Genomic DNA, 19,490 nt, shown 5'->3' on the forward strand with positions numbered 1-19,490 from the left:
CCGGTTATCGGGGCCTTTTTGCGGCACCGGGGGTTACAAAGGAGTCATACAGGAGGGCGGCAACCCCGGCAACGATGGCCACGTCCGCAAGGTTAAACACGTACCAGTTGTAGGTTTTCCCGCCGATCTGGACGTGAAACAGGGCGAAATCGACCACCGCGCCGTAGGCCAGCCGGTCGATGGCGTTGCCGATCGCACCGCCGATGATCAGACCGAGACCAATTACCGCAAGGCGGGTGCCGGATTTCGCCATCCAGACCGCCAGCGCGATCACCGCCGCGGCCTTGATCGCCAGCAGGATGGCTTGCCCCAGCGGGCCGGTGTCCTGAAACCAGCCGTAGCTGATGCCGGTATTCCAGGCGAGCACGAGGTCAAAAAACGGCGTCACCCGAACGGTGCCGCGCGGGCCGAGTTCGTACACGTTGAGCAGCCACAGCTTCGACGCCTGATCGAGCACCAGCGCCACGACCGCGGCAATCAGTCCGGAGCGGAGGAAGGGGCTCACGCGCCGATCCCCAGCGCCTTCCATTCCCGCAATGCCTGCGCGTCACGCGGCGACACGTCGGGGTATTCGGGATCGTCTCCGACCGTCGGCAGGATTTTCCACGACCGCGCGCATTTGGTGCCGACAGCCTTTTCGACAACGACCGCGACGCCCGGAACGTCGTTCAGCGTGAAAGCGTCCGCGGGAGCATCCTCGTTCGTGGCCATCGCGTTCGATGTGATGCAGACTTCCGCAAGATCGATGTCGAACAGCGTCGCGAAGATGGCCTTGTCGGACACGTAGACCAGCGGCGAAGCCTCCAGCGACGAGCCGATGCGCTTGGCAGCGCGTTCGACTTCCAGCGCGCCGGTGACGACGCGGCGGACGTCGCGGATGGTTTCCCACTTCCTCGCCAGATCGTCGTTGCGCCATGCAGGCAGCATCTTCTGGAACAGTTCGAGATGGACCGACACGGCATCATCGCGGTAGCGCGACATCCATGCCTCTTCGGCGGTGAAGCTGAGGATCGGCGCAAGCCACGCCGTGATGGCGCGGAACAGATAGTCGATCACGGTAAGGGATGCCTTGCGCGCCACCGACGAGGGTGGGTCGCAGTACAAGGTGTCTTTTCTGATGTCGAAATAGAACGCCGACAGTTCGGTGTTCATGAAATTTGCCAGCGTCGCGACGACGGTCTTGTAATCGAAGTTTTCATAGGCCGGACGCACGATCGCGTCGATCTCCGCCAACCGATGCAGCATCAGCCGCTCGAGTTCGGGCATGTCGTCGGCCTTGACGCGATCCTCGTCGCGGAAATGCGCGAGGCTGCCGAGCATCCAGCGGATGGTGTTGCGCAGCTTGCGGTAGGTCTCGATGGTGTTCTTGAGGATTTCCGGACCGATGCGCTGATCGTCGGCATAGTCGGTGGCGCAGACCCACAGCCGCAGGATGTCCGCGCCCGATTGCGCGATCACCTTTTGCGGCTCGGTGGTGTTGCCGAGCGACTTCGACATCTTGCGGCCGTTTTCGTCGAGCGTGAAGCCGTGGGTCAGCACCACATCATATGGCGCACGGCCGCGCGTTCCGCAGCTCTCCAGCAGCGAAGAATGAAACCAGCCGCGATGCTGGTCGCTGCCTTCGAGATACATCACGGTGTCTTTGCCGCCGTCGACCTTGCGCTTGATGCCGGCGAGTCCCGGGAAATGCACGGGATCTTCCAGCACGAAGGCATGTGTCGAGCCGGAATCGAACCAGACGTCGCAGATGTCGTCGACCTTCTTCCAGTCTTCATTCGCATGCGATCCGAGGAAGCGCTCGCGCGCGCCGTCTTTGTACCAGGCGTCCGCGCCTTCCTTCTCGAAGGCGTCGGCGATGCGCTTGTTGACCGCCTCGTCCAGCAGGATTTCAGCCGAACCGTCGCCCTTCTCGCGGACGAACACGGCGATGGGGACGCCCCACGCGCGCTGGCGCGAAATCACCCAGTCCGGGCGGCCTGCGATCATGCCGGTGATGCGGTTCTGGCCCTGCTCCGGCACCCAGCGCGTGACGCTGATCGCCTGCAATGCGCGGGCGCGCAGCGTGTCGCCGTCCGTTGCCTTGCCGTGATCCTCGATGGGCTTGTCCATCGCGATGAACCACTGCGGCGTGTTGCGATAGATCACCGGCTTCTTTGAGCGCCACGAATGCGGATACTGATGCTTCAGCCGCGAACGGGCGAGCAGCATGCCGCGCTCGGCCAAAGCCTTGATGACGGCCTCGTTGGCGTCGCCCTTCTCGCCCTTGTCGGTCAGCACGCGCTTGCCGGTGAAGCCCGGAGCGTGCTCGGTCAGCGCGCCGTCGGCATCGACGGTGTAGGGAATGACGGATGAGATGCCGCGCGCTTCGAGTTCGCGTGCGTTGGCGGTCCAGACATCGAAGTCCTCGCGTCCGTGGCTCGGTGCGGTGTGCACAAAGCCGGTGCCGGTATCATCGGTGACGTGATCGCCTGCGAGCAGCGGCACGACGAACTCGTAACCGCCTGCCAGCCCCTTCAGCGGATGGCTGCATTCGATAGCATCAAGAATGTCGGCGGAGACGTCGCCTGCCTTCTCGTAGGACGTCACGCGGGCCTGCTTGAACACGTCGTCCGCGAGCTTGTCGGCAAGGATCAAAAGATCTCCGGTCTTCGCCCAGTTGTCGGCGGGTGCATCGGTGATTTTGTAGAGGCCATAGGAAATTTTTGGCGAGAAGCTGATGGCGCGGTTGCCCGGAAGCGTCCATGGCGTCGTGGTCCAGATCACGACCGACGCCTTGGCGAGGCGGCCATGCGCAGCATTCACGGGGAACTTCACCCACACGGCGTCCGAGGTGTAGTCCTCGTATTCGATTTCGGCCTCAGCGAGCGCGGTCTTTTCCACGACTGACCACATCACCGGCTTGGAGCCGCGATATAGCGTGCCGTTGGCCGCGAACTTCATCAGCTCGCGCGCGATCTGCGCTTCGGCCGGGAAGGTCATCGTCATGTAGGGATGCGACCAGTCGCCGATCACGCCGAGGCGCTTGAATTCCTCGCGCTGGATGTCGACCCACTTCTGCGCGAATGCCCGGCATTCCTGGCGGAATTCGACGATCGGCACCGCGTCCTTGTTCTTGCCCTTGGAGCGGTACTCTTCCTCGATCTTCCATTCGATCGGCAGGCCGTGGCAGTCCCAGCCCGGCACGTAATTGGAATCGTGACCGAGCATCTGCTGGCTCTTGGTCACCACGTCTTTCAGAATTTTATTCAGCGCGTGGCCGATATGGATGTTGCCGTTGGCGTAGGGCGGGCCATCGTGCAGCACGAATTTCGCGCGGTCCTTGGCGGCCTCGCGCAGCTTGTCGTAGAGGCCGATCTCGTTCCAGCGCGCCAGAATTTTGGGCTCCTGCTGAGGCAGGCCCGCGCGCATCGGGAAGTCCGTCTGCGGAAGGTACAGGGTGCTAGAGTAATCGTTGCCGTCGGCTTTCGGGGCAACGGACTTTTGGGGCTTGTCGGACATGGATGCTCTGGCTTGGCTCGAATGGCTTTGGCGTGCACGGAACGTGCGACGATGAAATCGATCCCGGTCTTGCGCCGAGCGTGCTGCTCAGACGGAAGCCGGGCCGCTAATGCCGATTATGGTGCGCCGCGCCAACATGGGGCCTAGATAGCAGGCATGGAAGGTATCGGAAAGGCCCGTAAACCGCTCAATCCGTGACAATTCCGAGTTTCGGAAACGCATCCGGGGCTGCGGCGAGCAGAGCGCGGGCTTTTGTGCTGTCATCGTCCATCTGGCGCACCAGCGCGTCGATGCCCTCGAACTTCAATTCGTCACGGATGAAGCCGATGAACGCGACATCGAGCCGCTTGCCGTAAAGATCGCCCTTGAAGTCGAACAGGAAGATTTCCAGCAGCGGCGCGCCGTTGTCGAAGGTCGGGCGGCGGCCGAATGAGGCGACGCCGTCGATGCGCTTGCCGCCGATGCCGACCCGCACCGCATAGATGCCATGCTTGAGGCCGCAATGTTTGTCGAGGCGGATGTTGGCGGTGGGATAGCCGAGATCGCGGCCGCGCTTTTCGCCATGGATGACCTCGCCCGAAATGAACCACGGGCCGCCCAGCATTTCGGTGGCGTCGATGACATGACCTTCCGCGAGCGCCTCCCGGATCGCGGTCGAGGACACCGGACGATCCAGGATATCGACGTGGGCCTGGACGTGGACCTCGATGCCCAGCCGCGGTGCTTCGGCGGCGAGCAGCGAGGGCGAACCGCCGCGGCCTTTGCCGAAATGAAAGTCGTAGCCCACGGCGATGCCGCTGATTCCGAGCCGGGCAATGAGGTCGTGGTTAATGAAATCCTGCGCCGTCGTGCCGGCGCGTGCGCCGTCGAAGGTCATGATCACCGCGCCGTCGAGGCCGGTGCCCGCGAGCAGCCGCAGCTTCGCGGCCTCGTCGGTCAGCCTGAACTGCGGCGTGTTCGGACTGAAGAAACTGCGGGGATGCGGTTCGAAGGTCACGGCAAAAGCGGGCCTGCCGTGCTTCCGCGCCATATCGATAGCGGCTGAAATCACCATGCGATGGCCGAGATGGACGCCGTCGAAATTGCCCAGGGCCACCACGGCGCCCCGCGCAATGGCGCTGGCGGGCGTGGAATCGCGGATGACGGAGAAGCTTTTTGTCATGATGGCCGGACGGAATTTGCAGGAGAAATCGGCCGGGACCGTGGCCCCGGTCCGCCCTCGAAGTCAAGACAATGCAAAGTTGAGCTAATCCGAGGGCCGCCCGATTAACGGGCTGTTTAAGCCGCCGATGCTAGGTTCGCCTCGACTGCGGGTGGCAGAAGCCATCCGCAAAATATTGTTAACGCATGCCGGTTGCTGCGTTCGAGGGAGAAAAACAGCGATGGCTCTGGATTTGTCGATGTCGGTTCTGGTTGTGGATGACTACAACACCATGATCCGCATCATCCGTAACCTTCTCAAACAGCTCGGTTTCGAAAACATCGACGACGCCAGTGACGGCTCGGCGGCGCTCAATAAGATGCGCGGCAAGAAGTACGGGCTCGTGATTTCCGACTGGAACATGGAGCCGATGACCGGCTACGACCTGCTCAAGGAAGTGCGCAGCGACCCCAATCTCGCCACCACGCCCTTCATCATGATCACGGCTGAATCGAAGACCGAAAACGTCATCGCAGCCAAGAAGGCCGGCGTGAACAACTATATCGTCAAGCCGTTCAACGCCGCGACCCTCAAGACCAAGATCGAGGCGGTGTTCCCGGACCACGCGCCGGCGTAACGTCTTTCAACGCGCTTTCAGCGTTCCTGATGCCCGGCGCAAGCCGGGCATTTTGTTTGGGGGGAAGGTCGTCGCCCCGTCGTTCAGCGCCGGATGAGGACCACGCCTCCGATGAGCATCGCGGCGCCGATCAGGCGCGGCAGATCGAGCGAGCGCTGCGCGAGACCCAGCCAGCCGAAATGATCGAACGTCACCGACGCCAGCATCTGCCCGGTGATGAGGAGCGCGATGAACGTCGCGGCTCCCAGACTTGGGATCAGCACGATCGCGAGCCCGATGAAAATGGCGCCGAACAGACCGCCGCTCCAGGCCCACCAGGGAATTCGTGCGACTGTTGCGATTTGCGGCACGGGGTCACGCAACGCAATGGCGAGAACCGCCATGCAAATGAGCCCGACAAAATAGCTCGCGAAACCCGACCATGCCGCGGAGTTCAGTGCTGTCCGCAGGTTGGTGTTGAGGATCTGCTGGATCACGATACTCGCGCCGGCTGCGACCGTCAGGAAAATCGGTAAAGCCAATTTCATCATGCTGCACCTCAGTTCAAGAGCTGCCCGGCGTTCTTGTTCGTGACGATCTCACCACACCAGGTCGCGCATCAGCGCGTGCGGGGGCTTCGCCTCGCCGAACAGCCGCCGCACCGTGAATTCGTCGGGGGTATCGATGCCTTCGAAATCCGCGGCATGAATGCCGCGTGTCAGGAACAGGCAGTCGAGTCCCATCAGGTTCGCGCCGGTGAGATCGGTGCGCACGGAATCGCCGATGGCCAGAACGCGATCGGCGGGCGTGGCCTTGCCGCGCTTTTCAGCGGCCAGCTCCAGCGCGCGGTCGTAGATCGGCCGGTGCGGCTTGCCATAGAAAATCACCTCGCCGCCGAGGCTGCGATAGAGTTCGGCGATGGCGCCGGCGCACGTAATGAGACGGTCGCCGCGTTCCACGACCATGTCCGGATTGGCGCAAATGAAGGTGAGATTGCGCTTGCGCGCCTCTTCCATCATGCCGCGATAGTCTTCCTCGGTCTCGCTCTCGTCGTTGAACGGCCCGGTGCAGACGATGGCGTCGGCCTGCTCAAGCGTTGTGGTCTTCACGTCGAGGCCGCGAAAGATCGGGCCATCGCGCGCAGGTCCGAGCACAAACAGGTTCTGGTCGAGATGCGACGCCACGTAGCTGCGGGTGAGATCGCCCGACGACACGATGGCGTCATAGGTCTCGTCGGAAATGTCCATCCGGCGCAACTGGCGCTGCACGGAATCCGCCGGACGCGGCGCGTTGGTAATCATGATCACGGTGCCGCCCTGCGCGCGGAACGATTGCAGCGCCTGGCAGGCGTCCGGAAATCCGTGAATGCCGTCGTGAATGACGCCCCAGACGTCGCTGAGGATGACATCCACTCCGGTTGTGAGATCGCGCAAACGGTCGGCGAATCGCAGCGCGGCGGCGTCAGGCAATTTCATGGAAAAAGATCACTTCTGTGCGGATGCGCGGCGGACCAGCGCGGCATTGCCGGTGAGACGGTGGGCCTCCGGCGTCGCGGCTTTTTGGTCTGTCGGGGCGGCTGCGTCAACCGCCGCCGATGCCACTTTCGGTCCGCTCACGGGTTCCGCGGACGAACCGGCCGCGCCTTCCGGACGCAGCGGGCGCGGCGGCGCGAACAGGAAGCCCTGGCCGAAGCGGACATCGTAATCCAGAAGATCGACCACGGCGCGTTCACCCTCGATCCGCTCTGCCACAAGGTCGATCCCGAAACGTCCGAGCAGGTCCGACAGGTCGGCGGCGTGAATGTCGGCAGCGGACAACTGCTTCTGGTCGAGCAGCATCGTCGCCGGCACCTTGATGAACTTGACGCCGCGGTCGGCGAGTTCGCGCGGATCGAACCGCAGGTCGGTCACGTTGTCGATCGAGAAGCCGTAGCCGAGCCGGTGAAGCGCGGCGAGATGCTCGCTTTCCACCGGGCCGAGATGGCGGAACGCGCTTTGCTTGAATTCAAGCACCAGCGCCGGCGCGAGCGCGCGATTGGCTTCGAGAAAATCGAGGCACTGACCGAACACGGACTGATTGCTTAGTGTCGCGCCCGAGACGTTGCAGAACACGCCGACGTCCTTTGAGCGCACCATCAGCCGCCGCAGCACCTGCACGCAGCGGAGCATCACCATGTGGTCGATCTGGCCCATCAGGCCGGCGGCTTCCGCGGTGCCGACAAAATCACCGGCGGTCAGCACCTGATCCTTGTCGTCGCGCAACCGCGCCACGGCTTCGTAGAACCGCACCTTGCGCTGGGGCAGCGTCACCATCGGCTGCAGAAAGAGGTCGATGCGGTTGGCTTCGACGGCGTTCTTCACCGCGACGAGGAGTTCGGCGTTGTTGAGGTTGCCGGGCGTCGGCGGCGCGTCGCTCAGCCGGGAAGTAGGCCCGGCGGGCTGCTGGCCGTTAGGCGCCAACGGCTGCACGTCGGGATGTGCGTCCGGTTTGCCGGATGCCTGCATGGCGAGACCGCTGGCCGCCGCAGCGAGAATCTCATCGTGCGCGGCGACGGAATCGGCCAGTTGCTTGACCAGCGATCCCAACTCGCTGATTTCCCCGGCGACGGTCTGGACGCGATCCTGTCCGTTTGCGTCGGTTGCGGAGAGGCGCGCCTCGATGGCGCTCATCCGGCGGCCGAACTCGGCGACCTGACGTGCGAGATCGGCCGTGCCGCGCGACAGGTCGGCGATCTGGCCGCCCACGTCGGTGCGGTCGCGCAGGCGCATCGACACAGCGTTGTAGAGAATGAGGAAGGTCAGCGCGGTCAGCGCGACGATGGCGGATTCGGAGCGGGTCAGGCCCGCCAGCGAATACAGCAACAGGCCCAGCGACGCTGCGATCAGCACCATGCAGATGGCGATGAAAATCGTCGAAATGCGGATCATGAAGTCTGCCCAGCCCCGGTCGGCGGCAGCTTAACACCAAGTTTGATTCGGCGCGAAATTGTTGTGTCCGTGGCATGAGGGTGCGTCGTCATGACCGGGCATAGCCCGTCGAAGACGGGCGTGAACGCCCTTTTGTCCGGCCATCCACGCCTTCCTTGTCGTGAGCTTCAAGACGTGGATGCCCGGCACAAGGCCGGGCATGACGCAGAGAGATTTTGCGCGCTCTGTCTTACGCGACCGCGCGGATCACCTTGGCCATCTTGTCCATGATTTCACCGATTTGGCTTTCGGAGACGATCAGGGGCGGGGTCAGGCAGAGCGTATCTGCGGCGACGCGGATCATCAGGTCGTTGTCGTGGAATGCTGCATCCAGCGCCTCGAAGCCGCGCTTTCCGGGGCCTTCCTTGTTCGGCGCGAGATCGATACCTGCGGTGATACCGACGGTGCGGATGTCCACCACGTTCGGCTCCTTGCGCAGGCCCATCACAGCGTCGGCCCATGCCGGTTCCATCGCCTTGGCGCGCTCGAACAGGCCTTCCTCGCGATAGACGTCGAGGGTGGCGAGACCGGCGGCGCAGGCCAGCGGATGCGCCGAGTAGGTATAGCCGTGGAACAGTTCGATGACATGGTCCGGCCCCTTCATGAAGGAGTCGTGGACGGTGTCGCGGACCAGCACGCCGCCCATCGGCACCGCGCCGTTGGTGATGCCCTTGGCGAAGGTGATCATGTCCGGCAGCACGCCGTAGCGTTCGGCGGCGAAGGCATAGCCGAGACGGCCGTAGCCGGTGATGACCTCGTCAAAGATCAGCAGAATGCCGTGCTTGTCGCAGATCGCGCGCAGCTTTTGCAGGTAGCCCTTCGGCGTCGGCAGCACGCCGGTGGAGCCCGCCATCGGTTCGACGATGACGGCGGCGACGGTGCCGGGACCGTGGATGCCGACGATGCGTTCCAGGTCGTCGGCCAGATGCGCGCCCCATTCCGGCTCGCCCTTGGTGAAGGCCTGCTTCTCGCGATCGTAGGTGGTCGGCAGATGATCGACGCCGGTCAGCAGGGTGCCGAACATCCTGCGGTTGTTGACCATGCCGCCGACCGAGATGCCGCCGAAGCCGACGCCGTGATAGCCGCGCTCGCGGCCGATCAGCCGGGTGCGGCCGGCTTCGCCGCGGCCGTTGTGATAGGCCAGCGCCACTTTCAGCGCGGTATCGACCGCTTCCGAACCGGAGTTACAGAAAAACACATGCTCGAGCCCCTTCGGGGCGAGCGCGGCGATGCGGCTGGCGAGCTCGAACGCCTTGGGATGGCCGAACTGGAATGGCGGCGCGTAATCCAGCGTCGCGGCCTGCTTCTGGATCGCCTCTGTGATGGGCGTGCGGCCGTGTCCGGCATTGGCGCACCACATGCCCGCCGCGCCGTCGAGAATATTGCGGCCGTCGGTCGTGATGTAGTGCATGTCCTTGGCGCCAGCGAGCATACGCGGCTTGCTCTTGAACGCGCGGTTGGACGTAAACGGCATCCAGTAGGCGGCAAGATCGTTCGGCGTCGCGACAGTCGGGCGGGGCTGCTGAATATTCAAGGGACGTTCCTTCCGGCAAGGAGGTTTCTTCTTGGGCGCAAGCCTATCAGCTTCCGGGACCATCCGGAACGGATCGCGGCGCATGGTCGCCGGTACGTGACAACACGGATCGCGGCATCAGGATAATACCCTTATTAGTTGAGCTTTAGATTATATTGCCCTTAAAGGTTGTGTGCGTAAATGCCTGTCATGAAGCAGGCACGCAACAATCTCTGCAACTCATGGGTCAGGACATTCCGGACCGCGCAGGACGGCGCTATCGCCGTCGAGTTCGCGCTGGTCTTTCCGGTGTTCCTGCTGGTCGTGTTCGGCATCATTGTCTACGGCTCGTATCTCGCCGTCGTTCACGGCGTGCAGCAACTCGCCGCCGAAGCCGCGCGTTCGTCGATCGCCGGCCTGAGTGAGAGCGAGCGCAGCACACTGGCCAGCGCCTATGTCACTGGCAACGCGGGGGCCTATCCGCTGATTGATCCGGCGCATCTGACCGTCACCGCCGCGACGTCCGGGGTCGACGCCAATGTCTTCGTGGTCAAGGTCAACTACGACGCCTCGGGCATGTTCATATATTCGCTGCCGACATTCGTGCCGGCGCCGCCCGCGACCATTGTGCGCTCGGCGGCGATCCCGCGTGGGGGATACTGAGCATGATCCCGGAAAAGTGGGCATCGTTTCGTCACCTGATCCACCGCTTCAAGACCGACGAGCGCGGCAACATCGCGATCATGGGCGCGGCGGCGCTGCTGCTGGTCATCGCCTGCACCGCGCTTGGCGTCGATGTCGGCACCATCTTCGCCGACAAGCGCCGCACCCAGAGCGCCACCGATCTCGCGGCGATCGTTGCCGCGAGCGACCTGACCAATGCATCCCGCGCTGCTGCGGCGACCGTCGCCAAGAACAACTACCCGCCGGACTCGCTCGTGGCTGTCGAGCCTGGCGTCTACAAGGCGACCGCGTCTCTCTCGCCGCAGCAGCGCTTCGTGGCAGGTGCAACCCCCGCCAATGCGGTTCGGGTGTCGATGCAGACGAAGACACCGCTCTATTTCGGCAAGGTGCTGACCGGCGACAGCCAGTGGACTCTCAAGGCCAGCGCGATCGCCAGCACCACGCAACTGGCGTCCTTCGCCATCGGCTCGCGGCTGGCGTCGCTCAACGGCGGATTGCTGAATGCGCTGCTCGGCAGGATGCTCGGCACAACGCTGTCACTGTCGGTGATGGATTATAACGCGCTGCTCGGGGCGAAGATCGATGCATTCGATTTTCTCTCGGCGCTGGCGACGCGCCTGAACATGACCGGCGTGAGCTATGACACGCTGCTCAATGCCAACGTCAAAGTGCCGGACATCCTTGCAGCGCTTCTTGCCACGCAGACCGCAGCGAGCGGCAACAATGCCGCTACCGCTGCGCTGGCCAGCATTGTGTCGGCGGCGGCTGGATCGGCTGACAAGATATCCCTGAAATCCCTGCTCAATGTCGGGCCTTATTCCAATCTCACCGTCGGGCAGAAGCCGAAGGTTGGCGCGTCGGTGTCCGTCTACGATCTCGTGTCGGCGACGGCGGGGCTCGCCAACGGCACCAACCAGATCGCGGCGGGCGTGAATCTTGCGCTGTCCGGCATCGCGGGCGTGACCTTGCAGGCGACGGTCGGCGAACGTCCCGTCGGGACAAGCTGGATTACGGTCGGCGCGCTGGGCGCGAGCGTGCATACCGCGCAGACGCGCATTCTCCTGAAGATCCAGCTCGTGGGCAGCGGCGCCGTGTCGGTGGTCAATCTGCCGGTCTATGTCGAGATCGCGGCGGGCACCGCGACGCTCAATGCCATTTCGTGCGGCTACCCCAACGTCAACACCTCGACGGTGACGCTCGGCGTCTCGCCCGGCATCGTCGATGCGTGGATCGGCGACGTGACGACGGCGAACATGACGAACTTCTCCACCAAGCCCAATCCGCCGGCGGTCAACATCGTCGATCTCGGCGTGATTCAGGTCACGGGCCGTGCGCATGCGACCATGGCGAACAACTCGCCCACCAGCGTGACGTTCAGCTATGCCGACATTCAGGCGCAGATCAGGAAGACGGTGAACACCACGTCGTTCACGTCGTCGCTGACATCGAGCCTGCTCGGCGACCTGCAACTCGGCGTGCAACTCGGTCCGTTGGGCCTCCCGATCCCTGGCGTCGGCGCACTGGTGACGAGCATCATCTCGGGCGCGACGGGCTCGATCGACACGCTGCTCAACTCGGTGCTGCAAACCCTCGGCGTCGGATTGGGGCAGGCGGACGTCTGGGTCACCGGCGTGCGTTGCGACGGCGCGGTGCTGGTGAACTGAACCGCGTCAGGTCACCCCAGACTTGCCGCATCAGGCCTCCGCTGGTACCAACCGGCGCATGGCCGACAAACCCAAAAAACCGCAGAAACTCAAAGCCCGCCTGCCGCGCGGGCTCGTGGATCGCACACCCGCCGAGATCGCGGCGACGCGCGTCATGGTGGAGAAAATCCGCGAGGTCTATGAGCGCTACGGATTCGAGCCGGTGGAAACCCCGGCGATGGAATACACCGACGCGCTCGGAAAATTCCTGCCCGATCAGGACCGGCCCAACGAGGGCGTATTCTCGTTTCAGGATGACGACGAGCAGTGGATTTCGCTGCGCTACGACCTGACCGCGCCGCTCGCGCGCTATGTCGCCGAGAATTTCGACACGCTGCCGAAGCCGTATCGCTCCTATCGCCACGGTTACGTCTATCGCAACGAGAAGCCGGGTCCGGGCCGCTATCGCCAGTTCATGCAGTTCGATGCCGACACGGTGGGCTCCGCATCGCCCGCTGCCGACGCCGAGATGTGCATGATGGCGGCGGACACCATGGAAGCGCTCGGCATCCCGCGCGGCAGTTACGTAGTGAAGGTCAACAACCGCAAGGTGCTCGACGGCGTGATGGAGGAGATGGGGCTCGCTGGGAGCGACAATGCAGGCAAGCGTCTCACAGTGTTACGGGCAATCGATAAATTTGATCGCTTGGGTTGGAAGGGCGTCGAGGCCCTACTAGGCGAAGGCCGTGAGGATGAAAGCGGAGACTTCACCAAAGGTGCTGGTCTGACACCTGATCAGATGTCGTATGTAGGTTACCTGCTTATGCCTCCTGCCATTGAGCCAAAAGATCATTTAGCCCTAGATGGATGGGAGCTTGAAGACGCTTCATTCTTTGATGTTATCGATAAGAAAACTGGACGTCAGCTTCCAGTTAGCAACAGTGCGACTATTGATAGTGCGGCAAAGCGCTTTCCAGGCAACGAAAAGTATCAAGAGGGTTTAAGCGAGCTTCAGCAAATTTCAAATTTGGCTCGAAGTTCCAAGTATGGCTCGCGACGTATTCTTATCGATCCAACCGTCGTCCGCGGTCTCGAATACTACACCGGCCCGGTCTACGAAGTTGAATTGCTGCTCCAGACCAAGGACGAGAAGGGCCGTCCGGTGCGGTTCGGTTCGGTCGGCGGCGGTGGACGTTATGACGGTCTCGTGTCGCGCTTTCGCGGCGAACCGGTGCCGGCGACCGGCTTCTCCATCGGCGTCTCGCGTCTGCAAGCGGCGCTCACGATGCTTGGCAAGATCGACACCGCGCCGGAGTTCGGCCCGGTGGTGGTCGTGGTGATGGATCGCAACGAGATCGCGCAGTATCAAAAGTTCGTCGCCACGCTGCGCAACGCGGGAATCCGCGCCGAACTCTATCTCGGCAATCCGAAGAACAATCTCGGCGTGCAGTTCAAATACGCCGACCGCCGCAATTCGCCGTGCGTCGTCATTCAGGGCGGCGACGAGAAGGCGCGCGGCGAAGTCCAGATCAAGGATCTGATCATCGGCGCGCAGATCGCCGACGCCAGCGGTGACCGCGACGACTACCTCCAGAAACAGTCCGAGGCGCAGTTCGCCGTGAAAGAAACCGAATTGGTCGAGGCCGTGCGCAAGGTTTTGGCGCGGCACAACGTGCCGTGGAGATGACTTACCCTGTCATTCCGGGACGCGCCCTTTTTGGCGTGGGCCCGGAAGCCATGCTCCCGGCGTAGCGATGGATTCCGGGTTCGCTCGCTTTGCTTGCGCCCCGGAATGACGTCTTGAGTTAATGCCATGCAGTTCGACACCAAGGTTGCTCTCGTCATCCGCTCCGATCTTGAAGCCTGGCAGAAGCTCAACGTTGCTGCGTTTCTCAGCAGCGGCGTCGCGGCCTCATTTCCGGAATCGATCGGTGCGCCTTACGAAGACGGTTCGGGCACGCGTTATCATGCGCTGATCGGCCAGCCGATCCTGATCTATGGCGCCGACCGTCCGGCCCTCTCGCGGGCACTTGAACGCGCGCTGGCGCGGGACGTGAAGCCCGCCGTCTATACCGAGGACATGTTCAAGACCACCCATGACGAGGCCAACCGCGCCGCGGTGAAGGCGGTCATCCGCGCCGAACTCAATCTGGTCGGGCTGGCGTTCCGCGCCGAGCGCAAGGTGGTTGACAAGATCGTCGATGGGTTGAAGTTTCACGCCTGACATTCTCGTCGTCACATCAAGAAGAGGAAACGATCAATGCCCGAGGTAACCATCAACATGGCCGCTGGACGCACCGACGAACAGAAGAAGGGCATGATGCTCGACATCACGCAGGCCCTGGTCAAGAACCTCGGCGTCGATGCAGAAGCCGTCACCGTCCAGATCAACGAGGCGCCGCTGACCCACAAGATGAAGGGCGGCAAGACGTTCGTCGAGCGCAAGGCGGCTGCGAAATAACCTGCGAAGTAACCTAGTGTGGCGGTTCGCAAGTCCGCATTGTGTCTACGGCACTTTCATTTGCAGACTTGCGAACCAAAACCACACTAGAATCATACTTTCTGGCGTCCTGTTGAATCCGAAGTTCGCTACGGAAGGTGCCGCAAAATGAAGCGAACTTCGGAGTCAGGACGCTAGCGATGAAGGTGCTTGAGAAAGTCACCGTCGGCATACCTGGCGAAACCGTTGTCACCGTGACGCAGGAAATGACGGTGAAGCATTTCCTGTCCACCATGCCGGCGGTCTATGCGACGCCGATCATGATCCTGAACATGGAAAGGGCCTGCACCGCCTCCATCGCCGACCTGCTGCCGGAAGGCTATGTCAGCGTCGGCATGGAGGTGAACATCCGGCATCTCGCGGCGACGCCGGTTGGCCGGACGGTTCGCACGGTTTCGCGCGTGACCGAGGTCGATGCCAGGAGTGTGCTGTTCGACGTGGAAGCCTGGGAGGGTGACCGCAAGATCGGCGACGGCACCCACCGGCGCGGCGTTATCAACATCGCGGCGTTCGAGCGTCGGCTCGGCGCGACCTGACGTCAGGCTCGCCGCTCATATTTTTTGACAGATTCCGGATGGTCCGGGCCTGTGAAGGAACGCGGAATGGCGTACCATCCTGGCGTCCTCGCCTTCGAATGGAGATATCCCATGAGGTTTGTTGTGCTTGCCGTGGCTCTCGTTCTGCTGTCGGTGCAGGCCCATGCGCAAATGGGCAAACAGCAGGGCGCCGCCGCGGATCCCAAGGACGTCGACCGGCAGAAGCGCATGGCCAAGGAAGAGGCCGATGCCAAGGCCGCGATGAAGAACGTTCCGGATTCGAAAGAGAAGTACGATCCCTGGAAGATCGCGAAGTGAGGATCGCAAGCTAAGCGCCGGTCCGAGCGTCCGGCGCAGTCCTGACGGGCGTCAGTAGCCGACGCGCAGCGGGCGATCGAGATGGCCCGGATGGACCCAGACGCAGGCGAAGGAAATGTACCCGCCGTATTGCGCGTCCACGCCGGTCAGCTTCACGCCCTTGCCGTAGCCGGCGCAGTGGCTGGCGGCCATGGCCTTGATGTCCGCGCCTTCTTTGTAGAGCGAATAGGCGATGATGCCGCCGGTGTCGTTGCCCTTGAACGGCGGGACCCATGTTGCCCCGGCCGGAGCGGACACAGCCAGCGCGCACGCCGCAGCCAAAATCGCCAATCCCGTGGTCCGCATCGTGTTCTCCAAGAGAATCCTGATTGTCATCGCAAACGCACCATAAAGCGCCCGGCCTGTCATGGAAAGAACGCCGGTGGCTTTGGCGGGGGTTGGCCGCCGAGTGTTGCCGCGCTGCACTTGACCGGCTGACGGCTTCGCGGCACCTTCCGTCGCAATATCATCCCGGATTCCGGTGGACCGCTTTCATGCGCGACCTTTTCCCGACATTGCGAAAAACGATTCTTGCCGTGGCGTTTGCCGCCGTGGCTGGCCTCATGGTCCTGAGCCCGGCGGCCGAGGCTGCCAACGCGCTGGAGCGCGGCATCTGGCTGTCCGGCCCGCGCTACGACGGACAGATGGGCGAATGCGGTGAGGCGCTCGCCGCCATTTCCTCCCAGTTCGCCGAAAAAGAGAGCAAGTTCTGGAATTCCGCCCTCGAGATCACTGGCTATGCCAATGTTCATGAGGTGGCCTTCCGGGCCTGGGCGAACGACAGCATTCCACGCCGCTTCTGCACCGCCAGCGCCATGCTGAACGACGGCCGCGCGCGTCAGGTGCACTACTCGATCATCGAGGACGGCGGCTTTGCCGGTTTCAATTCCGGCGTTGAATGGTGCGTGGTCGGCCTCGACCGCAACTGGGCCTACAATCCGTCCTGCAAGGCAGCGAAGCCCTGAGCTTCGCACGCAGCCTTTCTTGAGATGACAACGCCTCGCCCGCCACGGTGGACGAGGCGATTTTGTTCTTGAAATGTTCTCGGGCCGTGAATAGGCTTGAAGCATCGTGTGAAGTTGATTGCTCCGGCGTCGCCGGTCCGGAAAATGTTCGAGAGTGCGGGGGCGTCGCCATGGTTTCGTTTGAGAGAGCTTCTTTTGGTCTGACTTTTTTCGACAGGGCCAGCTTTTCTTTTGGCCGCTTATCCCGCCGGTTCATGTTTGCGCTGATCGGCCTCGCCGTCATGGCCGGGACCGCCTCGGCGCAGGACCACCGCCAGAACGCACCCGGCGAATTCGACTTCTACGTCCTGTCACTGTCGTGGTCTCCATCGTTCTGTGAGGCTGCGAGCGAGCGCGGCAACTCCAGCCGCGGCATCCAGACCCAATGCGCCGGCCGGCCGTTTTCTTTCGTCGTGCACGGGCTGTGGCCGCAATACGATCGCGGCTTTCCGAATTATTGCCAGCGGCCCGCGCCGCGCCTCGCACGCAACATCATGACCTCGATGCTGGACCTGATGCCGGCGCCGGGGCTGATTTACAACGAATGGGACAAGCACGGCACGTGTTCGGGTCTCGGCGCGCGCGGTTATTTCGAAACCATCCGCAAGGCGCGTGCGGCCGTGAAGATTCCGGCCGAATATCTTGAACTGGCCAACCCGAAGAGCGTGGCTCCCGCGGAGATCGAGGATGCCTTCATCAAGGCGAATCCCGGCCTGTCCAGCTCGGCCATCGCCGTGACCTGCGACAGCAAGCGCCTCAGTGAGGTGCGCATCTGCATGAGCAAGGATCTGCAGTTCCGCGCCTGCGAGGAAATCGACCGCCGCGCCTGCCGCCGCGACAAGGTCGTCATGCCGCCGATGCGCGGGGGATAAGCGCAGGTTACTTTTGCTGCGCGATGTCGTAACTGTCGCGGCATGAACTACCGTCACGCGTTTCACGCCGGAAACTTTGCCGATGTCATCAAGCACATCGTGCTGGCGCGCATCCTCACCTATCTCCATGAAAAGCCCGCCGCGTTTCGCGTGATCGACACCCATGCCGGCGCGGGGCTGTACGATCTCACGAGCAGCGAAGCCGAGCGCGGTGGCGAATGGCGCACCGGCATCGCGCGGCTGATGCAGGCGCGGTTGTCCGAATCCGTGATGGCGCTGGTGTCGCCCTATCTCGACATCGTGCGCGCGTTCAATCCGCAGCGCGATCTCACGACCTATCCGGGATCGCCGCTGGTCGCGCGTGCGCTGCTGCGGCCGCAGGACAGTCTGGTCGCGTGCGAACTGGAGCCCGGCGCGCGCAAGCAACTGATCGCAGCGCTTCGCCGCGATGAACAGGCCCGCGTGGTCGATCTCGACGGCTGGACGGCGCTTCCCGCTTTCGTGCCGCCGAAGGAGCGGCGCGGACTGGTGCTGATCGATCCACCGTTCGAGAAGCGCGATGAATTTCCACGGCTCGCGGAAGGCTTCGCGGCGGCTCACGCCAAATGGCCGACCGGCATCTACATGCTCTGGTATCCGGTGAAAGAACGCCGCGCCACCGACACGCTCGCGGATCATGTGGCCACTGTCGCGAACGCCGGCGGCGGTGAAGCCAAATGCCTGCGCGTGGAATTCAGCGTCGCGCCGCAGACGCCGGACGCAGGCCTTGTCTCCGCGGGGCTGCTGATCGTCAATCCGCCCTGGACTTTGGCGGCGGAGTTGAAGGCCATCCTGCGCGAGCTTGAAAAGCCGCTCGGTCAGGGCGGGGCGGCCCGCTTCCGGATCGAAGCCGTCAGGGCTTGACGCACTGCGGTATGAGCGCGCCGCTGTTGGGTTGCCCGAAATTGAGGCGTGCCGGCGGAAAACTCAAATCGGCGTAGTCAATTTGCCGGGAACCGTATTATGCTCAGCGGTGTGAGGCTGGCTTTACGTCCCGCGTCCGCGAATGGTCGCGGCGGAATGACGAGGCCCCGAGCGCTGCTCCGGTTTTTCCGGTCCGCTCCCAAGGCCAATGCTTTCCGGCAGTGAATGCCGGCCAGGCTGATGCGCGTTAGCGCTTCGGCGGAGCAATGCGGGGAGGGGTTCCCGATGGCCATGACGGGTACGGTCAAGTTCTTCAATGCAGAGCGCGGTTACGGTTTTATCAAGCCGGATGACGGCGGGCGCGATGTGTTCGTGCACATCACCGCGGTCGAGCGCGCGGGACTGAAGGATCTGACCGAAGGACAGCACATCACCTTCGAAGTCGAACCTGACAAGAAGGGCAAAGGACCGAAGGCGGTCGATCTCGTGATTTCGTCCTGAGCAAAACGCGGCGGCATATCCGCCGCAGATTGTGTCGTGCAAAAAACAAAATCCCGGGCGCGAGGCCCGGGATCGATGGATTGTGAAAAGGCGTCGGCTTCGATCAGAAGCGATAATTGACGCCCAGCCGAACCGTGCTGAACTGATAGCCGTGCGGCAAGCCGGTCATCAGGAAATTCTTTTCGCTCAGGTCGACGTAGAGATATTCGATCTTGGCCGACCAGTTCTGGTTGATCGCATATTCAGCGCCGACGCCTACCGTCCAGCCTGCGGATGTCTGACTCTCGGAGAAGCCGCCCGACTCGACCTTCAGCGTGCCGAACGCAAGGCCGCCGGTGCCGTAGAGCAGGATGTTGTTGAAGGCGTAACCGAGGCGGCCGCGCAGGGTGCCGAACCAGGGATTGGAGAACTTCCACGGCGCGAAGGTATCGTCCGCGGAATTGAGCTGCAGGTCGCCCTCGATGCCCACCACCAACTGGCCGGACTGGTAGTTGTAGCCGGCCTGAAGGCCGCCGAGCACGCCGGAGGGCCGCGTCCCGCTGTTGTTCACGTCGCCCCAGCCGTAGCCGAGATTGCCGCCGATGTAGGGGCCCATCCAGCTGTTGGCGAGCGGCTGATTGACTGTGTAGGGCTGCGAATAAGGACGGCGACTATACATGTCCGCGGCCTGCGCGGATGCCGTCACCCATGTTGCGGCGGCGACCATCGCGCCAAGAACAATCTTCCTCATCTCAACTCTCCTCACACGCGCCAACT

21 protein-coding genes are annotated in these 19,490 nt (G+C 62.9%); 12 read left to right on the top strand and 9 right to left on the bottom strand.

Annotation, left to right across the window (positions count from 1 at the left end; translation table 11 throughout):
• Positions 1 to 4 precede the first annotated feature (4 nt).
• From lspA to AC1RKJ_RS16655, 3 genes are all read right to left on the bottom strand, one after another.
• Entirely contained in the window at positions 5 to 505 is a 501-nt protein-coding gene (lspA, locus tag AC1RKJ_RS16645) for a signal peptidase II (protein ID WP_492792022.1), read from the bottom strand.
• Complete coding sequence (gene ileS / locus AC1RKJ_RS16650; RefSeq protein ID WP_492792023.1) at positions 502 to 3,498, bottom strand: isoleucine--tRNA ligase; 2,997 nt, start codon at positions 3,496 to 3,498, stop codon at positions 502 to 504. Before ileS ends, lspA begins: the two co-directional genes overlap by 4 nt.
• A gap of 187 nt (positions 3,499 to 3,685) precedes the next feature.
• Positions 3,686 to 4,660, bottom strand: a complete 975-nt coding sequence (locus tag AC1RKJ_RS16655) for a bifunctional riboflavin kinase/FAD synthetase (protein WP_492792024.1) — start codon at positions 4,658 to 4,660, stop codon at positions 3,686 to 3,688.
• 220 nt (positions 4,661 to 4,880) lie between these two features.
• Between AC1RKJ_RS16655 and AC1RKJ_RS16660 the strand changes: the two genes are divergently transcribed.
• The gene (locus tag AC1RKJ_RS16660) at positions 4,881 to 5,276 is read left to right on the top strand and encodes a response regulator (RefSeq protein WP_492792025.1); all 396 of its coding nucleotides are present in this window, start codon (positions 4,881 to 4,883) and stop codon (positions 5,274 to 5,276) included.
• 83 nt (positions 5,277 to 5,359) lie between these two features.
• Here AC1RKJ_RS16660 and AC1RKJ_RS16665 read toward each other — a convergent pair whose 3' ends face one another.
• From AC1RKJ_RS16665 to aptA, 4 genes are all read right to left on the bottom strand, one after another.
• The gene (locus AC1RKJ_RS16665; RefSeq protein WP_492792026.1) at positions 5,360 to 5,806 is read right to left on the bottom strand and encodes a DMT family transporter; all 447 of its coding nucleotides are present in this window, start codon (positions 5,804 to 5,806) and stop codon (positions 5,360 to 5,362) included.
• 48 nt (positions 5,807 to 5,854) lie between these two features.
• Complete coding sequence (locus AC1RKJ_RS16670) at positions 5,855 to 6,730, bottom strand: TIGR01459 family HAD-type hydrolase (RefSeq protein ID WP_492792027.1); 876 nt, start codon at positions 6,728 to 6,730, stop codon at positions 5,855 to 5,857.
• A 9-nt stretch (positions 6,731 to 6,739) separates the two neighbouring features.
• On the bottom strand, positions 6,740 to 8,182 hold the full coding sequence (locus tag AC1RKJ_RS16675; protein ID WP_492792028.1) for an EAL domain-containing protein: 1,443 nt from the start codon (positions 8,180 to 8,182) through the stop codon (positions 6,740 to 6,742).
• A 229-nt stretch (positions 8,183 to 8,411) separates the two neighbouring features.
• Positions 8,412 to 9,755 (bottom strand): omega-aminotransferase AptA, encoded by a 1,344-nt coding sequence (gene aptA / locus AC1RKJ_RS16680; protein WP_492792029.1) that lies wholly within the window; start codon positions 9,753 to 9,755, stop codon positions 8,412 to 8,414.
• A gap of 180 nt (positions 9,756 to 9,935) precedes the next feature.
• Between aptA and AC1RKJ_RS16685 the strand changes: the two genes are divergently transcribed.
• From AC1RKJ_RS16685 to AC1RKJ_RS16715, 7 genes are all read left to right on the top strand, one after another.
• Positions 9,936 to 10,397: a TadE/TadG family type IV pilus assembly protein gene (locus tag AC1RKJ_RS16685; protein ID WP_492792030.1), complete on the top strand. Its 462-nt coding sequence runs from the start codon at positions 9,936 to 9,938 to the stop codon at positions 10,395 to 10,397.
• A 2-nt stretch (positions 10,398 to 10,399) separates the two neighbouring features.
• A complete protein-coding gene (locus AC1RKJ_RS16690; protein ID WP_492792031.1) occupies positions 10,400 to 12,082 on the top strand; it encodes a TadG family pilus assembly protein in 1,683 nt (560 codons plus the stop codon).
• A gap of 58 nt (positions 12,083 to 12,140) precedes the next feature.
• Positions 12,141 to 13,748 (top strand): histidine--tRNA ligase, encoded by a 1,608-nt coding sequence (hisS, locus tag AC1RKJ_RS16695; RefSeq protein WP_492792032.1) that lies wholly within the window; start codon positions 12,141 to 12,143, stop codon positions 13,746 to 13,748.
• A 126-nt stretch (positions 13,749 to 13,874) separates the two neighbouring features.
• Complete coding sequence (locus AC1RKJ_RS16700) at positions 13,875 to 14,285, top strand: DUF2000 family protein (RefSeq protein ID WP_492792033.1); 411 nt, start codon at positions 13,875 to 13,877, stop codon at positions 14,283 to 14,285.
• A 15-nt stretch (positions 14,286 to 14,300) separates the two neighbouring features.
• Positions 14,301 to 14,522, top strand: coding sequence for a tautomerase family protein (locus tag AC1RKJ_RS16705; protein WP_492792778.1), 222 nt, complete (start codon positions 14,301 to 14,303; stop codon positions 14,520 to 14,522).
• Between the two features lie 179 nt (positions 14,523 to 14,701).
• Entirely contained in the window at positions 14,702 to 15,097 is a 396-nt protein-coding gene (locus AC1RKJ_RS16710; protein WP_492792034.1) for a thioesterase family protein, read from the top strand.
• A 111-nt stretch (positions 15,098 to 15,208) separates the two neighbouring features.
• The gene (locus tag AC1RKJ_RS16715; RefSeq protein WP_492792035.1) at positions 15,209 to 15,415 is read left to right on the top strand and encodes a hypothetical protein; all 207 of its coding nucleotides are present in this window, start codon (positions 15,209 to 15,211) and stop codon (positions 15,413 to 15,415) included.
• Between the two features lie 51 nt (positions 15,416 to 15,466).
• On the opposite strand, the gene AC1RKJ_RS16720 is transcribed toward AC1RKJ_RS16715, so the two are convergent.
• Entirely contained in the window at positions 15,467 to 15,760 is a 294-nt protein-coding gene (locus AC1RKJ_RS16720) for a hypothetical protein (protein WP_492792779.1), read from the bottom strand.
• Between the two features lie 188 nt (positions 15,761 to 15,948).
• Here AC1RKJ_RS16720 and AC1RKJ_RS16725 point away from each other — a divergent pair, with 188 nt between their 5' ends.
• From AC1RKJ_RS16725 to AC1RKJ_RS16740, 4 genes are all read left to right on the top strand, one after another.
• Positions 15,949 to 16,419 (top strand): hypothetical protein, encoded by a 471-nt coding sequence (locus AC1RKJ_RS16725; protein WP_492792036.1) that lies wholly within the window; start codon positions 15,949 to 15,951, stop codon positions 16,417 to 16,419.
• A 254-nt stretch (positions 16,420 to 16,673) separates the two neighbouring features.
• Positions 16,674 to 17,330 carry a ribonuclease T2 family protein gene (locus AC1RKJ_RS16730; RefSeq protein ID WP_492792037.1) on the top strand — a complete coding sequence of 219 codons (657 nt, stop codon included), beginning with the start codon at positions 16,674 to 16,676 and terminating at the stop codon, positions 17,328 to 17,330.
• Between the two features lie 42 nt (positions 17,331 to 17,372).
• Positions 17,373 to 18,233 carry a 23S rRNA (adenine(2030)-N(6))-methyltransferase RlmJ gene (locus AC1RKJ_RS16735; protein ID WP_492792038.1) on the top strand — a complete coding sequence of 287 codons (861 nt, stop codon included), beginning with the start codon at positions 17,373 to 17,375 and terminating at the stop codon, positions 18,231 to 18,233.
• Between the two features lie 285 nt (positions 18,234 to 18,518).
• Entirely contained in the window at positions 18,519 to 18,734 is a 216-nt protein-coding gene (locus AC1RKJ_RS16740) for a cold-shock protein (RefSeq protein WP_492792039.1), read from the top strand.
• A 103-nt stretch (positions 18,735 to 18,837) separates the two neighbouring features.
• On the opposite strand, the gene AC1RKJ_RS16745 is transcribed toward AC1RKJ_RS16740, so the two are convergent.
• Positions 18,838 to 19,464: an outer membrane protein gene (locus tag AC1RKJ_RS16745; RefSeq protein WP_492792040.1), complete on the bottom strand. Its 627-nt coding sequence runs from the start codon at positions 19,462 to 19,464 to the stop codon at positions 18,838 to 18,840.
• Positions 19,465 to 19,490: the final 26 nt, after the last annotated feature.

This window comes from Afipia sp. GW822-FHT04G07 (assembly GCF_058800765.1).